The organism is Streptomyces sp. NPDC056452 (assembly GCF_042796085.1).
Lineage (GTDB): Bacteria > Actinomycetota > Actinomycetes > Streptomycetales > Streptomycetaceae > Streptomyces.
Map to the genome: position 1 here is coordinate 61,580 of NZ_JBHTRI010000011.1, position 19,392 is coordinate 80,971.

Genomic DNA, 19,392 nt, shown 5'->3' on the forward strand with positions numbered 1-19,392 from the left:
CATTCATTTCTGATCAGCCCCGGGCCCGGCCGCCGACGACGCGCGGGTCAGGCGGGCACCCAGATCGCTCAGGTACGTCACCAGCGACGACGGTCCGTGCGCGGTGAACTCGCAGTCCACCAGGGCAAGCCGCAGTGCCACCCACTCCAGCGAGTCCGAGGAGACCGAGCGCAGCCGGCACGTGTGCTCACCGGTCGGCTCCGGAACGCCTAGCGACGCGGGCAGCCGCGCCGTCACGAAGTCCGCCGGGGCCCTGAACGTCACGTCGATGCGCAGATCCGGCTGCATCCGGGACATCGACCGGGCGAAGAACTCCGCCGCGTCCCCGCTCTCGGTGGGCAGCTCGCGCGGGGTGAAACGGGCCCCGGTGGCGAACGGGTTGCTCACCCGGTCCACCCGGAAGGTGCGCCAGTCCTCCCGGTCCAGGTCGTAGGCGACGAGATACCACCGGCTGCCCGTGCTGACCAGCCGGTACGGTTCGACCTGCCGTTTCGACGCGGTGCCGTCCCCGGACCGGTAGGCGAAGCGCAGCTGCTCCCGCCCGGTGACCGTCGACGCGATCACCGTCAGCGTCTGCGGGTCGATGGTGGATCCGTCGCCGCGGGTGAGGGGGACGGTCGCCTTCTGCAGTGAGGAGACCCGGTGGCGCAGCCGTGAGGGAAGGACCTGCTCCAGCTTGGCCAGCGCCCGTACGGACGCCTCGTCGACGCCCTCGATGGCATGACCGGCCCCGGCCCGCAGCCCCACCGCGATGGCCACCGCCTCCTCGTCGTCCAGCAGGAGCGGGGGCATGGCCGTGCCCGCGACCAGGCGGTAGCCGCCGATCGAGCCGCGCGATGCCTCGACCGGATATCCGAGGTCGCGGAGCCGGTCGATGTCGCGGCGGATGGTGCGCGGGCTGACATCGAGACGCTCGGCCAGCTCGCTGCCCGGCCACTCGCGCGGTGTCTGGAGGAGCGACAGCAGATTCAGCAGTCGTGCCGGGGTATCTGTCATGCATTCAGGATGCCGGTCCATCAGGACACGACCTGACCTAATGGGTCAGTAGTTTCTTCCTATGACTTCTTCCGAATCCCTGCCGTCCGCGGCGGTCGGCCACGCACCGTCCACGGAGCCGGTGGCGCCGGCGGACCGGCGCCGCTGGCTCGCGCTCGCCATCGTCATGACCGCCGCCTTCATGGACCTGGTCGATGTCACGATCGTCAACATCGCCATCCCGAGCATCACGCGGGACACCGGCGCCTCCTTCTCCTCGATCCAGTGGATCACCGCCGGATACGCCCTGGCCTTCGCGGCAGGCCTGATCACCGGCGGCCGTCTCGGCGACATCTACGGCCGCAAGCGGCTCTTCCTCATCGGCATCGGCGGCTTCACGATCGCCTCGGCCCTCTGCGGCTTCGCGGCGAACCCGGAGATGCTTGTCGCCTCCCGCATCCTGCAGGGCGGCATGGCCGCGCTGATGGTGCCGCAGGTGCTGTCGATCGTGCACGCCACCTTCCCGGCACACGAGCGCGGCAAGGTCTTCGGCCTCTTCGGCGCGATCGTCGGGCTCGGCGCGGTCTCCGGGCCGCTGCTGGGTGCGCTGCTCACCGAGTGGAACCTCTTCGGTCTGCAGTGGCGGCCGATCTTCCTGATCAACCTTCCGGTCGGCATCGCCGGGCTGATCCTGGGGCGCAGGTTCATCACCGAGTCGAAGGCGCCGAAGGCACTCCGTCTCGACCTGGTCGGTGTGGTCCTGGTGACGCTGGGTCTGCTCATGCTGCTCTACCCGCTGACCCGCGGTCGCGACCTCGGCTGGCCGGTGTGGGGCTACGTGTCGATGGCCGCCAGTCTCCTGGTGTTCGCGGGGCTCGTCGCGTACGAACGCCAGAAGGCGCGCAAGGACGGATCGCCGCTCATCGAACTGTCGTTGTTCAAGGTCAAGAGCTTCGCCGCGGGTGTCGCCGTGCAGCTGACCTTCGGTATCGCCCTCGGCATCTTCTTCCTGGTCTGGACGCTCTACATGCAGATGGGCCTCGGCTGGAGTGCGCTGCGGGCCGGTGCGACCGGGATCCCGTTCTCGATTGCCGTGTCGGTGGCCGCCGGTATCTCCGTCCAGAAGCTGGTGCCCCGCTTCGGCCGCAAGGTCCTCCAGGCGGGCGCGCTGCTGATGATCGCCGGGCTGCTGCTCTACATCGGGGAGGCGGCGCGGTACGGCATGGGCATCACGGCCTGGCAGATGGCCGCACCCCTGGTGATCATGGGTGTGGGGATGGGGCTGATCGTTGCTCCGCTGACGGACGCGGTGCTCTCCGGGGTGCCGAAGGAGCACTCCGGATCGGCTTCCGGACTCATCAACACGGTGCAGCAGATGGGCACGGCCCTGGGACTCGGGCTCGTCTCGGTCGTCTTCTTCGGATCGATCAGTGACCGGCTGGCCCCGGAAGCGGTGGGCCCGGCATTCGTGGACGCGTTCCAGGACTCGCTGTGGTGGGTGGCCGGAGTGCTCACGGTGATCTTCGTGGTGATGTTCGCCCTGCCGGCCAAACCGCAGGTGCACCTGGAGGGCGGTGCCGAGGCGGCGGCCCCGGCACCGGACGACGACATCTCCAAGGAGCCCGCGCTCACGAACTGATCCCGTCGATCCACCCACGCCGACGGCGGCCCGCACTTCCCCGGCCAGGGAAATGCGGGCCGCCGTCGTGGTTGATCCGTGCGGCTCGGCCGCGCTGCCTGCTCGGGCTGTGCAGGGGCGCCGGTCAGCAGATGCGGGTGCGGCTCTCCATGGCCCGGCGCGCGGATTCCTCGTCCTCGTAGACCTCGCACATGTGGCGGCCGTCAGGCGTGGCCGTGTGCTCGACCTCCCACAGGCTCGTCTCGCTTCCGTCCAGGAGCAGGAACGCGTGCTCGTAGAGCGTGAATCCCGCGTCCCGTCCCTCGACGCGGCACTGGCGCCCGAAGATCTGCGTGATGTGGTGGGCGAAGGCGGCCCGGAGCAGCCCGGCCGTCTCGGCGCCCGGGTGGTCGCTGTTCTCCGCGCGGCGCAGGACACGGCGGGCATGGTCCGCCGAATTGTCCGGAGCGTACATACGGGGCAGCGGGAGCGGGGGCGCCGCCATCAGCAGCGTCAGGACCTCCAGGTCCGACTGGAGGCTCTCGTCACCGAAGGCCGGGGTGTCCCAGAAGCCTCCGGCCAGCCGTGCGGCGGCGATCCGGGCATCGCCCTCGTCGTCGTACAGCTCGTGTCTGCGGGGGGATCCGGCGTCCCGGCCGCTGCCGTGCACCAGCTCCCACAGGGTCAGTGCGGTGCCGTCGGAGAGCAGGTAGGTGTGTCTGTGGGTCTCGCGGTGGAGGGCCGCACTGTGGTGGGACGAGTGCAGCGCGCTGCTGTGCGCGAGCGCCGTCCCGAGCCGGTCGATCGTACTGTCGGACAGGTCGAAGGAGTTGAGGGCGCATCGCAGGAGTCGCTCGAGGTGCTGCTCGGTTGTCTCGTACGGATCGCTCAAGGTGCTGTCTCCAGGCCGTCGCCGCGCGTTACTTGATGCGTGCATAACGTAGTCCCTGGGTCTGACATCGTGACCGGGGTTCGCAAAAAACGTACCGCGCACGCAGAAAGTTCCCGGCGTGCTCAGGCGGTGCCGTAGAGGTCGCCGTACGAGGGGAACGCACCCCCCGGACCATCGACGCCCCGGGCCGCCCGTACGGCCTTCACAATGGCGCGGGCCAGCACGTCAGCGCCCGCTGCCAGGATGTCGTTCAGCTCGGCCACGGGCTCCGGCGGCAGCGGAAACCGGCCCGTCGACAGGGCGAAGACGGCGTCCCCGTCGCTGAGCAGATGGACCGGCCGCACGGCGCGCGCCATGCCGTCGTGCGCCGTCCCCGCGAGCTTCTGCGCCTGGGCGCGAGTAAGAGCGGAATCGGTCGCGACGACGGCGATCGTGGTGTTGAAGGGGCGTCCACCCTTCAACTCCCGGAGCTCCGCCAGTCGCAGCCGGGCGGCCTCGTGGACTTCGGGTGCGGGGTGCGCCGGAGGCTCGCCCGCGCCGTACTCCCCGTACAGCACCCCGGTCCGCGGATCGACCACGGAGCCGGCCGCGTTCACCACGGCCAGGGCGGCGACCGTGGCCCCCGAGGCCAGCCGCAGGCTCGCCGTGCCGACACCCCCCTTGAGCTGTCCGGCCACCGCGCCCGTGCCCGCGCCCACCGTGCCCTCGGGGACCGCCGCGCCCGGTTCCGATGCCGCGGCCGCCTCTACCGCGGCGCGGCCGGTCGCGGCGTCGGGCCGGGCCCGCCAGTCACCGCCCCGGCCCAGGTCGAACAGGCAGGCGGCGGGCACGACCGGAACCACGTGGGCGGGGTCGGGGCCGACCCGGACCCCGCGCCCCTGCTCCTCCAGCCAGGCCATCACCCCGGATGCGGCATCCAGCCCGTACGCGCTGCCGCCGGTGAGGACCACCGCGTCGATCCGCTGCACCAGATTGCGCGGATCGAGAGCGTCCGTCTCCCGTGTGCCCGGGCCGCCGCCCCGTACGTCGACGGCGGCGACGGCGCCACCCTCGGGAGCCAGGACGACGGTGGTCCCGCTCAGCGCGCCCTCACCGGGTACCCGGGCATGGCCGACACGGATCCCCTCCACGTCCGTCAGCGCGTCCAGCGGTCCCAAGAGGCGTGGTTCCTCGGTCATTCCGGGCTCCTCGTGATGTGCGGCGGTGCCGTGTCCCGGCGAACGTACCGGTGATCGCGGGAGAGGGGGAACGCGCGGCCGCAGCCGGTCCGAGGGCCGGGGCCACACGGGCGACTCGCTCATCCTGCGGATGCCCATAACAGGACCAAACGCGCCATACAGCCCTACGGTGGCCGGGTGACCGAGCCACCAGAAGAGCCCGCCGCACCCGAGCAGTCCGACCCCGGTGCCCGCACCGGCGCCCCCGGCGGGACGGACGGCCGGAACCCGGGTCCCGCCTCCGCCGTCGCCGCGAAGGCCGCTGGAATCGTCCCGCGGTCCGTCAACGCACGGGCGGCCCTGGCGGGTGTCGTCGTCTCCGTCCTGCTGATCCTCGCGATCGTGCTCGGCAGCCGTCTGCTCCACAACTTCGACTCGGCGCTCCTCCCGTACGCCGTCGCCACGGTCTTCCTCGCCTTCGGCGTGGCCTACCGCTACACGGTCTGGATCTCCGCCCCCGGCGCACGCCGGCTCTTCACCCGCGGCTGGGGCAGCCTGTTCTCGGCCGAGAACTTCCGCAAGGCCCCCACCGCCCTGCCGAAGATGATCGCGACCTACCTGGGCTTCCAGAAGTTCCTCGGCGCCCGGTCGCACGCCCGCTGGGCCGCCCATCAGCTGATCTTCTGGGGCTGCATCCTCGCCTCGCTGATCACCTTTCCGCTGACCTGGGGCTGGTTCACCTTCACCTCGGGCAGCGGGTCGGGCCCCGGCTACGAGATGCGTATCTGGGGCTTCAAGATCATCGGCTTCGACTCGCTCAACATCCTCGGCTGGCTGATGTTCCACGGCCTCGACATCGCCGCCGTCATGGTCATCCCCGGGGCCGCCTACTTCCTCTGGCGCCGGATGAAGGACCGCGGTGCCATCACCGGTCAGCGCTTCGCGTACGACATGGTGCCGCTGCTCGCCCTCATCGTCATCTCCGTGACAGGCCTGCTGCTCACCTTCTCCTCGCTCTTCCTGCACGGCGGCGGCTACCAGTTCCTGGCGATCCTCCACATGGTGTCGGTGGTCTTCACCCTCATCTACATCCCGTTCGGGAAGTTCTTCCACATCGTGCAGCGCCCGGCGGCGGTCGGGATGCAGCTGTTCAAGTACACCGGCCGCCAGGACGACCAGGTCTTCGCCTGCCGCCGCTGCGAGGAACCCATCGACACCGGGCCGTACGTCGAGAACCTGCGCGGAACCATGCGCGACCTCGACCTCGGCTTCGACGCATGGACCGAGTACTGCCCGCGCTGCAAAAGGGTGCTGCGGGGCAGCGCCTACCTCTCCCAGGTGAAGAAGGGCTTCAAGTGACCGCGGATCCACGCGCAGCCGACCGCCGCACGGCCCTGCCCCTCGACCCCTCCCTCGCACCGCCCGGCACCCGCGGCTTCCGGGACGCGGGAGGCATTCCGGCCGACCAGTGGCACGCCGACCAGGACGGCGAGACGCTCGTCCCCACCCACTGCTGCTTCTGCGGCGTCCAGTGCGGGATGTATCTGCGCGTGGACCGGGGCGGCAAGGTCTTCGGAGTCGAGCCCCGCAACCACGACATCAACCGGATGCGGCTCTGCCCCAAGGGAATCAACGCCTACCAGCAGGTCAACCACCCCGACCGGCTCACTGCCCCGCTCATGCGCCGCTCGCGCGACGAGGACTTCCAGGAGGTCTCCTGGGACGAGGCGCTCGACTTCACCGTCTCCGAGATCAAGCGCATCCAGCAGACCCACGGAAAGGACGCGTTCGGGCTTCTCGGCGGCGCCAGCCTCTTCTCCGAGAAGACCTACCTCGTCGGAAAGTTCGCCCGGGTCGCGCTCAGGACCCGGCACGTCGACTACAACGGACGGCTCTGCATGGTCAGCGCCGCAGGCGCCAACAAGCTCGCCTTCGGCATCGACCGGGCCGGCAATCCCTTCTCCGACATCCTGCTGACGGACTGCCTCCTGATCGCCGGCTCCAACGTCGGCGAGTGCTTCCCCGTGCTGACCCAGTACGTCTGGGGCGCCCGGGACCGCGGCGCCACCCTGATCGTGATCGACCCGCGCGAGACGGCGATCGCCCGCACCGCCGACATTCATGTCGCACTGAAACCGGGCACCGACTCCGCCTTCTTCAACTCCGTGCTCAGCGTGATCATCGCCGAAGGCCTCACCGACGAGGCCTACCTCGCCGCCCACGCCACCGGCTGGGACGAGGTCCGGGCCAAGGCCGCCGAGTACCCGCCGTCCCGCGCCGCCGACATCTGCGGCGTGCCCGCGGAGCAGATCGTCCAGGTGGCCCGTGCCTTCGCGCGGGCACCCAAGGCCATGGCCTGGCACGCCCGGGGCATCGAGCACCACTCGCAGGGCGTCGAGAACTGCCTCACCGTGATCAACCTCTGCACCGCCACCGGCCACATCGGCAAACCCGGCGCCGGCTACGGCACTCTCACCGGGCAGGGCAACGGACAGGGCGGCCGCGAGCACGGCCAGAAGTCCGACCTCCTGCCCGGAGGCCGTTCGATCCTCAACGAGGAACACCGACGCCAGATCTGCGAGATCTGGGGCATCGAGGAGTCCGAACTCCCGGCCGCCGGGACATCGATGATGGAAATGGTCTGGCAGATGCAGCGCCGCGAGATCCGCGGACTGATCGGCATCTGCAACAACCCCTTCGTCTCCCTCCCCAACTACCGGGTGGTCAAGGAGGGCTACGACGCCACGGAGTTCCACGCCCAGTTCGACTTCTTCCTCTCCGAGACCGCCGCCAACGCGCATGTCGTCTTCCCCGTCACCACCTGGGCCGAGGACGAGGGCGTCATGGCCAACGCCGAAGCCCGCGTGGTCAAGCACAACAAGGCACAGGACCCGCCCCCCGGCGTACGGACCGACACCTGGGTGATGTGCGAACTCGCCCGGCGCCTCGGAGCCGGCGACAAGTTCGCGTTCGCCGACTCCCGGGCGGTCTTCGACGAGCTGCGGACCGCGTCCGCAGGGACCGTCATCGACTACTACGGCATCACCTACGAACGCCTGGAGGAGACCGGCGGCATCGCCTGGCCGTGCCCCACGACCGACCACCCGGGCACCCCGCGCCTCTTCGAGGACGGCAAGACGTACCACCCCGACGGCAGGATCCATATGCAGGTCGTCGAATGGCACCCGCCGATGGACCCGTACGACGACGAGCACCCCATGTCCCTCACCACCGGACGCACCGTCGCCCACTTCCTCTCCGGCAACCAGACGCGACGGCTGGGCGCCCTCGTCGAGCAGACCCCACGGCCCTGGGCGGAGGTCCACCCCTCCCACGGCTTCCGCAACGGCGAACCCGTCCGCGTCGTCACCCGGCGCGGCAGCGAAGTCTTCCCCGCGCTGGTCACCGAGGCGATCCGCCCCGACACCGTCTTCATCCCGTACCACTGGCCGGTTCCCACCTCGGCCAACGCGCTCACCATCGATGCCCTCGACCCCCGTTCCAAGATCCCCGAGTACAAGGTGTGCGCCTGCCGGATCGAGCACGCCGAAAAGATCGACGAGGTGCCTTCGCCCCCCGTCGCCCCCGGTCATGTCGCCTACCCCGAGACCCAGGTGTCCCGGACCGACCCGCTGCCGCCCACGTCTCCGCAGGGCCGTGGCACCTCGGACAGGAGCTGAAGCCGCATGATGGGCAGAACGATCTTCATCGACCCGGGGCGCTGCATCGGCTGCCAGGCCTGTGTCTCCGCCTGCCGGGAATGCGACTCGCACCGCGGCAAGTCGATGATCCACCTCGACTACACCGACGAGGGCAGCTCGGTCGCCTCCCTTCCCACGGTCTGCATGCACTGCGAGGACCCCGTGGCCCCCTGCGCGGAGGTCTGCCCCGCCGACGCGATCCTGGTCACCGCCGACGGTGTGGTGCAGCAGGCCGACACCACCCGCTGCATCGGCTGCGCGAACTGCGTCAACGCCTGCCCCTTCGGTGTCCCGAAGATCGACCTCCAGGCGAAGCTGCAGATGAAGTGCAACCTCTGCTACGACCGCACCGCCTACGGACTCGCCCCCATGTGCGCCACCGTCTGCCCGACCGGAGCGCTCTTCTACGGAACCCTCGAGGAGCTCCAGGCCGAGCGCCCCGGTGTCCAGGTCGCCGACACCTTCGTCTTCGGCGAGAGCGAGGTCCGCACCGGTGTGGCCATGGTCGTCCCCGCGGACCGGGTCCAGTGGCCCGTGCCCGGTGGCCTTCCCGTCGTCGAGATCAACGGTAAGGACGTCCGCCGATGAGCGTCACCGAACAGCAGCCCGGCAGCGACCGGAACTCCGGCGGCGATCCTCGCGAGGCACTTCACGACCGTATCGCCGCCGACTCGCTCACCACCCGGCGCGACTACCTCCGGATCGTGACCACCGTCTCCGGCGGCCTCGCACTCGGCGGACTGGGGGTGGCGGCCGGGATCCTCCACCGTCACGGTGACGAGGAGGACGGCAAGGCCCCCGAGCCGAAGCAGATCGCCACGCAGCTGCTGCCCGGCCAGTCCCTCGCCTTCCGCTACCCCGGAAACGAGGACCGGGCAGTCGCCGTACGGATGGACGACGGCACCCTCGTCGGCTACTCCGCGATCTGCACCCACCTCGCCTGCGCCGTCCTCTGGCGCAACGACCGGGGCACGGAGGGGGAGCTCTACTGCCCTTGCCACGAAGGCGTCTTCGACGCCCGGACCGGCGAAGTCACCGCGGGACCGCCGCCCCGCGGACTGCCCAAGGTGGTGCTCACCGAGCAGCCCGACGGCAGCATCTGGGCCGTGGGCACCACCCGTTCCGGTGAGAGCATCGAGCACGGGCTGTGCCGTCAGATCGGCGAGGACCGCCCGGACCTGGCTGCCCGGATCGGCTGCCCCGGAGTCGGCGGCGGCGTGGAAGCACCACCCCCGGCGGCCTCGTCGAGTGCCGGTGTGCCGGGCGCCGAGCCGTCCGGCAGCACCCTCGGCGGGACCGGAACCACGGGCGGGCGGTCATGACGAACCCCCGACAGCCCTCGGAGCGCCCGGAACCCGGCGCCGGCCAGGAGGCCCCCGGGCACCGGTACCCCGAGTACCGGCCGGGCAGCACCAGCCCCGAACTGAACCGGCCCGTACGCGAGCGCTACCCCCAGATCCGCGCCACCAGCGGTTACGGCGACCCGCGGGTGCGGCACACCGGCCCCGGCCCCGGAGCGGGTAGCGACCAGGAGCCCGAGCGTTCCTCGAAACTGACGGCCCGGCTGGTCCTGGCCATGACCGTGGTCGTCGGGCAGCTCTGGGGTCTGACGGTGCTGATCGACGAATGGATGGAGGGCAACACGGGAACAGCCTGGTGGGGTGCCGGTTTCCTCGGCCTGTCGTTCCTCGTCGTCCTCGGCCTGTGGCTGCTCGATCCGAAGGACAGGTGAGGCCGGCTCCGGAGGGCCGGTGAGGCGGGGTCCGAAGGACCGGTGGGTGTCGCCGTACCCTTGACGTATGAGTACCGCCCCCGCCCCCGGACCGCGAGATTCGAAGCCGTCGCAGGAGCCCAGGCCCAAGCAGCCCCTGATCTTCGACGATCCCCTGGACACACAGTCCGCGGACGATACGGACCAGGGATGGGGCGAGCGGGCTCCTGCCGGTGGCAGCGCCGCCGATCTGGCCCGCTTCCTCGACGAGAAGCCGCCCCACCACGTGTGACACGCCCCGTCCGGCCCACGTGTGACCCGGCCTGCCCGGCCCACGTGTGACCCGGCCCGTCCGACCCACCGGGTGTGATCGGGGTCGGCTACGCCTGGTCGCGCCGGGAGACCAGAGCGTCGCGGATTTCCTTCAGCACCTCCAGTTCGCTCACCTCCATCGTTTCCTGAACGCCTTCCTTGGCGGCCTGGGCGGCCGCCCGCCTGGCGAGGTACTTCGCCATGGGCATCACCATCAGGAAGTAGACGACCGTGGCGGTGATCAGGAAGCCGAGTGCGGCGCTCAGCACCGAGCCCCACAGGATCTCGATGCCGTCCGTCCTGCCGGTGTCCGGATCCACGACACAGGGCCCCTGGAGACAGGAGCTGTACTTCTCCAGGTCCTGGGTGCCGAACGCCCCCACCAGCGGATTGATGATCCCCTTGACGACCGCGTTCACGATGTTGATGAACGCGGCACCGATGACGACGGCGACCGCGAGGTCGATCACATTGCCGCGCATCAGGAAGGCTTTGAACCCGTCCAGCAGACTGACCTTCTTCTCGCTCACGGATGAGCCCTCCTCTGTAGGTGCCGTATGGGGAGCGAACTGCCCTTCCACATAAGGCGCCGGAAGACGGCACTGTCCAATCGGGCCATTCCGACAGGCGGATTGACGGTAGGTCAGGTCTGGTCGCCATGGGACACCACCACCGCGAGATGACCCGATACGCCTGCGCCCGCCAGGGCCGCCGCGGTGTCCCGCTCCACGGACAGGACGACCAGGGCGCCGCCTCCCGCGGTTGTCACGCCGTCGCCGTCCGTCCCCGGGTACCCGTGCCCGACGTCTTCCGTTGCGCGCGGCACGTCCTCCACCCGTACGTCCTTCGCCACCACCCGGGCCACGGGATCTCCGTCCTGCGCGGCGATCACATCGACGCGATCGCCCGCACGTAGCAGCCGCACCGTCGCCGCATCCGCGATCCGTACCGCCGCGGACACCCGTCGCGCGGGACGCCGCTCCGGGGCCGGCGGCACACCGCCCGCGACAGCGGCCGCGCCCGCGGTACCGTCCGCCGCCGGTGCAGCGGCGCCCGAGGCACCCAGGCCCGATGCGGCGAGTGCGGCAGAGGCCAGGGCGAGTCCCGCCGCCATCGCGCGGCGCTGTCCGCGTATCACCCGCCGCAGCCGTCCGGCACGGCTGCCGCGTACGCGCAGGGGGTCGAACGGTGGCACCCCGCGCGGTGCGGGGGGAGCCGGACGTGTATCGGGAACGGACGGGAGCATGGCCGACACCACCTGCCGTGAAGGAGATCCAAGACGTGAGGGGAGTCCGGCGGGCATCGCCGCCGGACTCCCCTCACGATCCACCCTTCACGGGATTCCCGCCGGGGCCTGTGGACAGCCCCCACGTTGTGGATAACTCGGGCACCCGCACGAGTTGGTCCTGCTCGGTCGGCCGTCCGTACAGGCTGTTGCTGCTCGGTCGGGCACCGCTTGCGAGCCTCGCGGGTTAAGGCAGGTCGATTCCTGTGTCGATTCCGTCCAGCGCGTGCACGCACGCGCAGTCGCGCTCCCTGTTCGCGGGCAGCGCGGCCACCGCGTCGAACAGCACCGACCGCAGCCGGTCGACGTTGGAGGAGAACACCTTGAGCACCTCCGCGTGGCTGACGCCCTCGCCGGCCTCGGCCCCCGCGTCGAGGTCCGTCACCAGTGTCAGCGTCGTGTAGCAGAGACCCAGTTCACGGGCGAGCACCGCTTCCGGATGCCCGGTCATCCCGACCACCGACCAGCCCATCGCCGCATGCCAGCGTGATTCCGCTCGGGTCGAGAAGCGCGGTCCCTCCACGACGACGAGGGTCCCGCCGTCCACCGGCTCCCAGTCGCGCCCCCGTGCGGCTGCGAGCGCTGCCTGGCGTCCATGGGGGCAGTACGGGTCGGCGAAGCCGAGATGCACCACGTTCGGCTGGGCTCCGTCCGCCCGGGTCTCTCCGTCGTAGTACGTCTGCGTGCGGGCCTTCGTACGGTCCACCAGCTGGTCCGGTACGAGCAGGGTCCCCGGCCCGTACTCCGGGCGCAGCCCGCCGACGGCGCACGGGCCGAGCACCTGGCGTACGCCGACGGAACGCAGGGCCCAGAGGTTGGCGCGGTAGTTGATGCGGTGCGGCGGGAGGTGGTGGCCGCGTCCGTGACGCGGGAGGAACGCCACCCGGCGGCCCGCGATCTCGCCCAGGAAGAGGGAGTCGCTCGGAGCCCCGTACGGGGTGTCCACCTGGACCTCGGTCACGTCCTCGATGAAGGAGTAGAAGCCCGATCCGCCGATGACACCGATATCCGCTGTACCCGTTTCTGCGTTCACCATGCGGTCACACTAACCGGGCGAACACGACCGGGACCCCGCCGAGTCGATCAGCGGGGTCCTGGTGAAGCGTGTGGTGTACGTGTGCGGCCTCAGGCGGCCGAGGTGCCGCTCGACGACGACGAGGACGCGGACGTCGAGGAACTTGACGCGGCGGGCTTCGAGTCCGAACCCGACGACCCCGAAGAGGACGTCGACGTGGCGGACGCGGAACCGGATGCCTTCGCGGGCGACGTCGCCGGCGTGCTGCTCGACGAGGAGCCGCGGCTGTCGTTCCGGTAGAAACCGGATCCCTTGAAGACGATGCCGACCGCCGAGAACACCTTCTTCAGGCGTCCCTCGCAGTTCGGGCACACGGTCAGGGCATCATCGGTGAACTTCTGCACCGCCTCGAGGCCCTCGCCGCACTCGGTGCACTGGTACTGATAGGTCGGCACTTGCTCCTCCTGGCACTCTCACTCAGTGAGTGCTAACGACGTTCCATACTGACGTATTCCGAGCGATCAGTCCACCGTGACCGGCTCGCGGTGACCGATCCCACGTGCCACCGTCCGTCCCCGGTACCGCGGTGTCAGCCGTGAGCGCAGGGCCAGCAGGGTTGCCAGCGCCAGCGCCGTTCCCAGCAGCGGCACCACGAAACCGGTGCTCGCGCCGTGGGAGTCCGCAAGCTGTCCGGCCACCGTGACGGCGGCCGCCTGGCCGAGCGCCACAGCGCCCGTCAGCCAGGTGAAGGCCTCGGTCCTGGCCGATGCCGGCACCAGCGCCTCGACCAGCGTGTACCCGCTGATCAGCGCCGGAGCGATGCACAGGCCCACCAGCAGCCCGAGACCGGCCAGCAGCGGCACGGAGTGCACCGCCCAGAGCCCGGAAGCGGTCAGGGTCAGCGCCACGTAGCCGACGATCAGCCGGCGACGCGGGCTGCTCTTCCAGGCGATGGCCCCGCAGGCGATCCCGGCCAGCATGTTGCCGGCCGCGAAGACGCCGTACAGCAGTCCGTTCACTCCCGGCCTGCCGATCTCCTCGGAGAACGCGGTCAGCGAGACCTGCATTCCGCCGAAGACGGCGCCGATCCCCAGGAAGGTGATGGCGAGGACCCGGACCCCAGGTACGGACAGTGCGGAGCGGTGCGGCTCGGCAGCCGTCGCGGCGCTGCGGGGGGCGGGCTGGGTGGAGCGCTGGGCGGCGAAGAGAACTCCGCCGATCAGTGTCAGTGCGGCTTCGGCGATCAGCCCGGCCGCCGGGTGCACGCCGGTGCACAGCGCCGTCGCGAGGACGGGGCCGACGACGAAGGTGAACTCGTCCGTCACGGACTCGAAGGCGGCGGCGGTCGACATCAGGGGGGACGCGGGCCGCCCCGGGGCGGCCCCGAGCCGGGCGGCCCAGCGGGCCCGGACCATCGGCCCGATCTGCGGGATGGAGGCTCCGGTGGGCACGGCCGCCAGGAACAGCACCCACAGGGGTGCGTGCGCCAGGGCGAGCCCGGTGAGGACGCCGACGGACAGCGAGTGCACCAGCACGCCGGGCAGGAGCACGGCGCGCTGGCCGAAGCGGTCGGCGAGCCTGCCGCTCTGCGGTGCGAACAGGGCCATCGAGACACCGGAGACGGCGGCGACAGCGCCCGCGCTGCCGTACGAACCGGTGGTGTGCTGAACCAGCAGCACGATGCCGATGGTCAGCATCGCGAAGGGCTGCCGGGCTGCGAAGCCCGGGAGGAGGAAGGTCCACGCACCAGGGGTGCGCAGCAACTGCCCGTAACCGGGGCGGTCGGAGACCGTGGATGCCACGGTCCTTGCCTTTCTGCCGCCTGGTAGCCGTGCTCCCGGGCGCCGCTGCACCCAGGGTGCGCGGCTCGTGCGGGAGCTGCCGAGAGCTGTCCTCTTCGCGCGGAACTGCGGTAGATGCCGGGCGCTCGCTCCAGGGATGACAAGGAGGCGAAAAGGACGCCACGACCGCCATACGGTCGCGCCAGCTCTGCATCAGACAGAGGTGGTCGATCAAGACTGGTCGATCAATGTGGTCGATCTAGATTAAATCAGGTGGATCTTCGGTAGCAATCCTTCATCTTACAGGCGGTAGTCCGAATATGCCTGCGATTGCACACGAGGTATGCGTCACCACCTCCGATCAGTGGCGCGTCCGTGTGTCCCCGTGCCTGCCGGCCCTGCCCAGCTTCTTCGCCAGCTTCACCACGTGCGGCACCTCCGTCCCCGCGGACCCGTTGTCCCGGGGGCCGCCCGCGCCCAGCCAGCCGGCCAGCTTGCCGCCTTCGCCGACCGCCCGCAGTCGTGCTTCCGCCGCGTCGCGTACCGGGTCGGTCGCCACCACGAGCAGCTCGTCCCCGCGCCGCAGCACCGTGGACGGCGCGGGCACGAAGCTCTTCCTGTCCCGTACGACGAGGGTGACGGCCGCCCCGGCGGGCAGCCGCAGCTCGCCGACCTCCACGCCGTGCATCTTCGACTTCCCCGGGATCGCGACGGACAGCAGATGTCCCCGCAGTCGCTCCAGGGGCGCCGACTCGATGCCCAGGTCGGCGGCCTCGGACGGATCCTCGCCGATCTTCAGGGCCTTCGCGAGCCAGGGCAGGGTCGGGCCCTGGATCAGGGTGTAGACGATGACGAGGACGAAGACGATGTTGAAGACCTTGGTGCTGCCCTCGATCCCGGACACCATGGGAATGGTCGCCAGGATGATGGGCACGGCACCGCGCAGCCCGGCCCAGGACATCAGGGCCTTCTCGCGCCGTGGCAGCCGGAAGGGCGCCAGGCTGATGAAGACGGACAAGGGCCTCGCGATCACGGTGAGCACCAGCCCCACGACCACGGCAGGCCAGAAGTCGTCGCCCAGGTCGTGCGGGGTGACCAGCAGGCCGAGCAGGACGAACATGCCGATCTGCGCCAGCCAGCCGAGCCCGTCGGCGAAGCCCCGGGTGGCCGGCCAGTGCGGCAGCTTGGAGTTGCCGAGGACCATGGCGGCGAGGTAGACGGCCAGGAATCCGCTGCCGTGAGCCATGGCGCCCGCCGCGTACGCGGACACCGCGATGGCCATCACGGCGATCGGGTAGAGGCCGGACGCGGGCAGCGCCACGTGACGCAGTCCGAAGGCGCCGAGCCAGCCCACCGCCAGGCCGATGGCCGCGCCGATGGTCAGCTCCAGGGCTATTTCGCCCACCAGCACGTACCAGTGCTCCACGGGGCCGACCGTGGAGAACGCGACCACCAGGATGACCACGGGGGCGTCGTTGAAGCCGGACTCGGCCTCCAGTACGCCTGTTATCCGCGACGGGAGCGGGACCTTGCGCAGGACGGAGAAGACTGCCGCCGCGTCGGTGGAGGAGACGACCGCACCGATGATCAGTGCCTGTCGCCAGTCCAGGCCGACGAGATAGTGTGCCGCGCTCGCGGTGACGCCCACGCTGATGCCCACCCCGACGGTCGACAGCATGGCCGCTGCCGGCAACGCGGGTTTGACTTCTTTCCACTTCGTGCCCAGTCCGCCCTCGGCCAGGATGACGACCAGCGCGGCGTAGCCGATCACCTGGGTCAGCTCGGCGTTGTCGAACTTGACGTCGAAGATGCCGTCCTGCCCCATGGCGATCCCGATGCCGAGGTACAGGAGCAGGCTGGGAAGCCCGCTGCGGGACGAAATGCGTACGGCCGCGACAGCGACCAGCAGGACGAGCGAGCAGACGAGCAGAAGTTCGTTGAGATCGTGGACAGTCAGGGTCCGTTCCTTCCCTGCGTACGCCCTCCGGATCGACCTCCGGGGGCCAGTACTTCGTTACCTTACCTAATCTTTAACGTTTTCTTGACGCTTCGAGTGTTCGTACGAGCAGTGCGCAAATGGATGCATCCCCATACCGCGTCCGAGTGGCTTCGGCGGGGCGCCTATGGTTGCTCCTGCACTCCCAGGACCACCCTGCCCCTCGAAGGACAGCGATGCCCGCCAACACAACCGCCTCTTCCGGTTCTTCCGATGCGAAGAAGCCCGGCAGGAAGAAGGGGCGACGCGCCCGCCTGTTCGTGATCGTCCTGGTGCTGGCGCTTGTCGCGGGTGTCGGTTACGGCGCGTTCTGGTCCGTTTCCACGGTTCGGGCCTCGTACCCGCAGACGACCGGTTCGATCGAGCTCAAGGGTCTTACCGGCAACGTCGACGTCAAACGCGACAGCTACGGGATCCCGCAGATCTACGCGGACTCCGACAGCGACCTCTTCCGTGCCCAGGGCTTCGTCCAGGCCCAGGACCGCTTCTGGGAGATGGACGTCCGCCGTCATATGACGTCCGGGCGGCTCTCCGAGATGTTCGGCTCCGGCCAGGTCGAGACCGACTCCTTCCTGCGCACGCTGGGCTGGCGCAAGGTCGCGCAGGAGGAGTACGACACCAAGCTGGACGAGGACACCAAGAAGAACCTCCAGGCGTACGCGGAGGGGGTGAACGCGTATCTGGACGGCAAGGACGGCGAGGACATCTCCGTCGAGTACGCCGCCCTCGGCCTGACCAACGACTACAAGCCCACCGAGTGGACCCCGGTCGACTCGGTCGCCTGGCTGAAGGCGATGGCCTGGGACCTGCGCGGCAACATGCAGGACGAGATCGACCGCTCGCTGATGACCAGCAGGCTCAGCGAGAAGCAGATCGAGGATCTCTACCCGGACTACCCGTACGCGAAGAACAAGCCGATCGTCCGGCAGGGCGCCGTCTCCCCGGTCACCGGCAAGTTCGACCCGGAGGCCGAGCCCTCGGACAACATCGGTTCGAACACCCCCGAGGGCGCCACCGCGGGCCTGAACACCCAGCTCTCCGCGCTCTCCGAGACCCTCGACGAGATCCCGGCGCTGCTCGGCCCCAACGGCAGCGGCATCGGCTCGAACTCATGGGTCGTCTCCGGCGAGTACACGACGACCGGCAAGCCGCTGCTGGCCAACGATCCGCACCTGGCGCCGCAACTTCCCTCGCTCTGGTACCAGATGGGGCTGCACTGCCGAGTGCCTTCGGAGACCTGCCAGTACGACACCGCCGGTTACACGTTCTCCGGGATGCCCGGTGTGATCATCGGCCACAACGCGGACATCGCCTGGGGCTTCACCAACCTCGGCGCGGACGTCACCGACCTCTTCCTGGAGAAGGTCTCGGGCGAGGGCTACCAGTACGACGGCAAGACCGAGCCCTTCGTCACCCGTGAGGAGACCATCAAGGTCGCCGGCGGCCGCAGCCGGCAGATCACCGTGCGCGAGACGAACAACGGCCCCGTGGTCTCCGACCGCAGCAGTGAGCTGGAGAAGGTCGGCAAGAAGGCGCCCGTCACCAACGACGCACCCGACCGCGCCGATGGCTACGTGGTCGCCCTGAAGTGGACCGCGCTGTCTGCCGGCAGGTCCATGGACGCGGTCTTCGAGCTCAACCGGGCCAAGGACTTCACGTCCTTCCGGGCGGCGGCCAAGCACTTCGAGGTGCCCTCGCAGAACCTCATCTATGCGGACACCAAGGGCAACATCGGCTACCAGGCCCCCGGGACGATCCCGGTGCGGATCAATGGCGACGGCAGGCTGCCCACCCCCGGCTGGACCTCGGACTACGGCTGGAAGAAGGAGCCTGTTCCCTTCGACGAGCTGCCGTACGAGTACAACCCGGAGCGCGGCTACATCGTCACCGCCAACCAGGCCGTCATCGACGAGAAGTACCCCCACCTGCTCACCAAGGACTGGGGCTACGGCGCCCGCAGCCAGCGGATCAACGACCTCATCGAGTCGAAGACCAAGGGCGGCGGGAAGATCTCGACCGACGACATGCAGAAGATGCAGATGGACAACCAGAGCGTGATCGCCGCGAAGCTGGTGCCCGAACTGCTGAAGATCAACATCTCTGACAAGAACGTCCGCGAGGCGCAGAAGCTGCTGGAGAACTGGGACTACTCCCAGGAGCCCGACTCGGCGGCCGCCGCCTACTTCAACGGCGTCTGGCGCAACATCCTCAAGCTGGCCTTCGGCAACAAGCTCCCCAAGGAGCTCCGAGCCGAGGGTGACTGCCTCAACGTGCCGCCCGCCTCCGGCACCGGTCCGGTGGACGAGCAGGACAGGCTCGTACGGGAATGCGGTCAGCGCGCCCCGGACGCCGCCCAGCCGGACGGCGGCGACCGCTGGTACGAGGTCGTCGAGTCCATCCTCGAGGACAAGGACAACGAGTGGTGGAAGGCTCCGGTCAGGGGCCGTGAAGAGGCGATCGACGGCCGTGACCAGCTCTTCGCCCGGGCCATGGAAGACGCCCGCTGGGAGCTGACGGCCGAGCTCGGCAAGGACATCACCACCTGGAGCTGGGGCCGGCTGCACCAGCTGACCCTGCGCAACCAGACGCTCGGCACCGAGGGCCCCGGCCTTCTGCAGCGGGCCCTCAACCGGGGTCCCTGGCACCTCGGCGGCGGCGAGGCCGCGGTCAACGCCACCGGCTGGAACGCGGCGGGCGGCTACGACGTCATCTGGGTCCCGTCGATGCGGATGGTCGTCAACGTGGGGGACTGGGACAAGTCCCGCTGGATCAACCTGACCGGCGCCTCCGGGCACGCGTTCAGCGCGCACTACACCGATCAGACCGACAAGTGGGTCGACGGAGAACTGCTCGACTGGTCCTTCAGCAGCAACGCGGTCGGGCAGTCCACGGTCGACACGCTGACGCTCAAGAAACCCTAGGCGGCGCCCGGGGAAGCCCGGGCAGCGC

The 19,392-nt window shown here is 69.7% G+C and carries 17 protein-coding genes; 8 read left to right on the forward strand and 9 right to left on the reverse strand.

What is annotated here, in order from left to right:
* Window positions 1–3 precede the first annotated feature (3 nt).
* Window positions 4–996, reverse strand: coding sequence for a helix-turn-helix transcriptional regulator (locus ACFQ6X_RS13365; RefSeq protein WP_383180501.1), 993 nt, complete (start codon window positions 994–996; stop codon window positions 4–6).
* 61 nt (window positions 997–1,057) lie between these two features.
* On the opposite strand from ACFQ6X_RS13365, the gene ACFQ6X_RS13370 reads away from it, so the two are divergent.
* Entirely contained in the window at window positions 1,058–2,614 is a 1,557-nt protein-coding gene (locus tag ACFQ6X_RS13370; protein WP_383180504.1) for an MFS transporter, read from the forward strand.
* A 124-nt stretch (window positions 2,615–2,738) separates the two neighbouring features.
* On the opposite strand, the gene ACFQ6X_RS13375 is transcribed toward ACFQ6X_RS13370, so the two are convergent.
* Window positions 2,739–3,485, reverse strand: a complete 747-nt coding sequence (locus ACFQ6X_RS13375; protein WP_383180507.1) for a DUF6227 family protein — start codon at window positions 3,483–3,485, stop codon at window positions 2,739–2,741.
* Window positions 3,486–3,607: 122 nt separating this feature from the next.
* Window positions 3,608–4,663, reverse strand: coding sequence for a P1 family peptidase (locus tag ACFQ6X_RS13380; protein ID WP_383180510.1), 1,056 nt, complete (start codon window positions 4,661–4,663; stop codon window positions 3,608–3,610).
* Between the two features lie 177 nt (window positions 4,664–4,840).
* On the opposite strand from ACFQ6X_RS13380, the gene ACFQ6X_RS13385 reads away from it, so the two are divergent.
* The 6 genes from ACFQ6X_RS13385 to ACFQ6X_RS13410 all read left to right on the forward strand — a co-directional run bounded on the left by ACFQ6X_RS13385 (window position 4,841) and on the right by ACFQ6X_RS13410 (window position 10,346).
* Complete coding sequence (locus ACFQ6X_RS13385; protein WP_383180513.1) at window positions 4,841–6,001, forward strand: MFS transporter; 1,161 nt, start codon at window positions 4,841–4,843, stop codon at window positions 5,999–6,001.
* On the forward strand, window positions 5,998–8,322 hold the full coding sequence (locus ACFQ6X_RS13390) for a molybdopterin oxidoreductase family protein (protein ID WP_383180516.1): 2,325 nt from the start codon (window positions 5,998–6,000) through the stop codon (window positions 8,320–8,322). Before ACFQ6X_RS13385 ends, ACFQ6X_RS13390 begins: the two co-directional genes overlap by 4 nt.
* A gap of 6 nt (window positions 8,323–8,328) precedes the next feature.
* On the forward strand, window positions 8,329–8,931 hold the full coding sequence (locus ACFQ6X_RS13395; RefSeq protein WP_329210093.1) for a 4Fe-4S dicluster domain-containing protein: 603 nt from the start codon (window positions 8,329–8,331) through the stop codon (window positions 8,929–8,931).
* Complete coding sequence (locus tag ACFQ6X_RS13400) at window positions 8,928–9,665, forward strand: ubiquinol-cytochrome c reductase iron-sulfur subunit (protein WP_383180519.1); 738 nt, start codon at window positions 8,928–8,930, stop codon at window positions 9,663–9,665. The genes ACFQ6X_RS13395 and ACFQ6X_RS13400 overlap by 4 nt, the downstream gene beginning before the upstream one ends.
* The gene (locus ACFQ6X_RS13405; protein ID WP_383180522.1) at window positions 9,662–10,075 is read left to right on the forward strand and encodes a hypothetical protein; all 414 of its coding nucleotides are present in this window, start codon (window positions 9,662–9,664) and stop codon (window positions 10,073–10,075) included. Before ACFQ6X_RS13400 ends, ACFQ6X_RS13405 begins: the two co-directional genes overlap by 4 nt.
* 67 nt (window positions 10,076–10,142) lie before the next feature.
* Window positions 10,143–10,346, forward strand: a complete 204-nt coding sequence (locus ACFQ6X_RS13410) for a hypothetical protein (protein ID WP_329210099.1) — start codon at window positions 10,143–10,145, stop codon at window positions 10,344–10,346.
* A gap of 88 nt (window positions 10,347–10,434) precedes the next feature.
* Here ACFQ6X_RS13410 and ACFQ6X_RS13415 read toward each other — a convergent pair whose 3' ends face one another.
* The 6 genes from ACFQ6X_RS13415 to ACFQ6X_RS13440 form a co-directional block, all read right to left on the reverse strand.
* Window positions 10,435–10,896 carry an MscL family protein gene (locus tag ACFQ6X_RS13415; protein WP_383180525.1) on the reverse strand — a complete coding sequence of 154 codons (462 nt, stop codon included), beginning with the start codon at window positions 10,894–10,896 and terminating at the stop codon, window positions 10,435–10,437.
* A gap of 113 nt (window positions 10,897–11,009) precedes the next feature.
* The gene (locus tag ACFQ6X_RS13420) at window positions 11,010–11,612 is read right to left on the reverse strand and encodes a hypothetical protein (protein ID WP_383180528.1); all 603 of its coding nucleotides are present in this window, start codon (window positions 11,610–11,612) and stop codon (window positions 11,010–11,012) included.
* Window positions 11,613–11,838: 226 nt separating this feature from the next.
* Window positions 11,839–12,687 (reverse strand): S-methyl-5'-thioadenosine phosphorylase, encoded by an 849-nt coding sequence (locus tag ACFQ6X_RS13425; RefSeq protein WP_383180531.1) that lies wholly within the window; start codon window positions 12,685–12,687, stop codon window positions 11,839–11,841.
* 89 nt (window positions 12,688–12,776) lie between these two features.
* Window positions 12,777–13,121 carry an FmdB family zinc ribbon protein gene (locus ACFQ6X_RS13430; RefSeq protein ID WP_383180534.1) on the reverse strand — a complete coding sequence of 115 codons (345 nt, stop codon included), beginning with the start codon at window positions 13,119–13,121 and terminating at the stop codon, window positions 12,777–12,779.
* A gap of 66 nt (window positions 13,122–13,187) precedes the next feature.
* On the reverse strand, window positions 13,188–14,468 hold the full coding sequence (locus tag ACFQ6X_RS13435; protein ID WP_383180536.1) for an MFS transporter: 1,281 nt from the start codon (window positions 14,466–14,468) through the stop codon (window positions 13,188–13,190).
* 340 nt (window positions 14,469–14,808) lie between these two features.
* A complete protein-coding gene (locus ACFQ6X_RS13440; protein ID WP_383180830.1) occupies window positions 14,809–16,404 on the reverse strand; it encodes a potassium/proton antiporter in 1,596 nt (531 codons plus the stop codon).
* A 215-nt stretch (window positions 16,405–16,619) separates the two neighbouring features.
* Between ACFQ6X_RS13440 and ACFQ6X_RS13445 the strand changes: the two genes are divergently transcribed.
* A complete protein-coding gene (locus ACFQ6X_RS13445; protein WP_383180539.1) occupies window positions 16,620–19,364 on the forward strand; it encodes a penicillin acylase family protein in 2,745 nt (914 codons plus the stop codon).
* The last annotated feature ends 28 nt before the right edge of the window (window positions 19,365–19,392 follow it).

Coding starts and splice junctions, on each gene's coding strand:
- ACFQ6X_RS13420 (WP_383180528.1), bottom strand. CDS start 11,612: ATGCTCCCGTCCGTTCCCGATACACGTCCGGCTCCCCCCGCACCGCGC.
- ACFQ6X_RS13395 (WP_329210093.1), top strand. CDS start 8,329: ATGATGGGCAGAACGATCTTCATCGACCCGGGGCGCTGCATCGGCTGC.
- ACFQ6X_RS13425 (WP_383180531.1), bottom strand. CDS start 12,687: ATGGTGAACGCAGAAACGGGTACAGCGGATATCGGTGTCATCGGCGGA.
- ACFQ6X_RS13365 (WP_383180501.1), bottom strand. CDS start 996: ATGACAGATACCCCGGCACGACTGCTGAATCTGCTGTCGCTCCTCCAG.
- ACFQ6X_RS13400 (WP_383180519.1), top strand. CDS start 8,928: ATGAGCGTCACCGAACAGCAGCCCGGCAGCGACCGGAACTCCGGCGGC.
- ACFQ6X_RS13380 (WP_383180510.1), bottom strand. CDS start 4,663: ATGACCGAGGAACCACGCCTCTTGGGACCGCTGGACGCGCTGACGGAC.
- ACFQ6X_RS13405 (WP_383180522.1), top strand. CDS start 9,662: ATGACGAACCCCCGACAGCCCTCGGAGCGCCCGGAACCCGGCGCCGGC.
- ACFQ6X_RS13410 (WP_329210099.1), top strand. CDS start 10,143: ATGAGTACCGCCCCCGCCCCCGGACCGCGAGATTCGAAGCCGTCGCAG.
- ACFQ6X_RS13445 (WP_383180539.1), top strand. CDS start 16,620: ATGCCCGCCAACACAACCGCCTCTTCCGGTTCTTCCGATGCGAAGAAG.
- ACFQ6X_RS13370 (WP_383180504.1), top strand. CDS start 1,058: ATGACTTCTTCCGAATCCCTGCCGTCCGCGGCGGTCGGCCACGCACCG.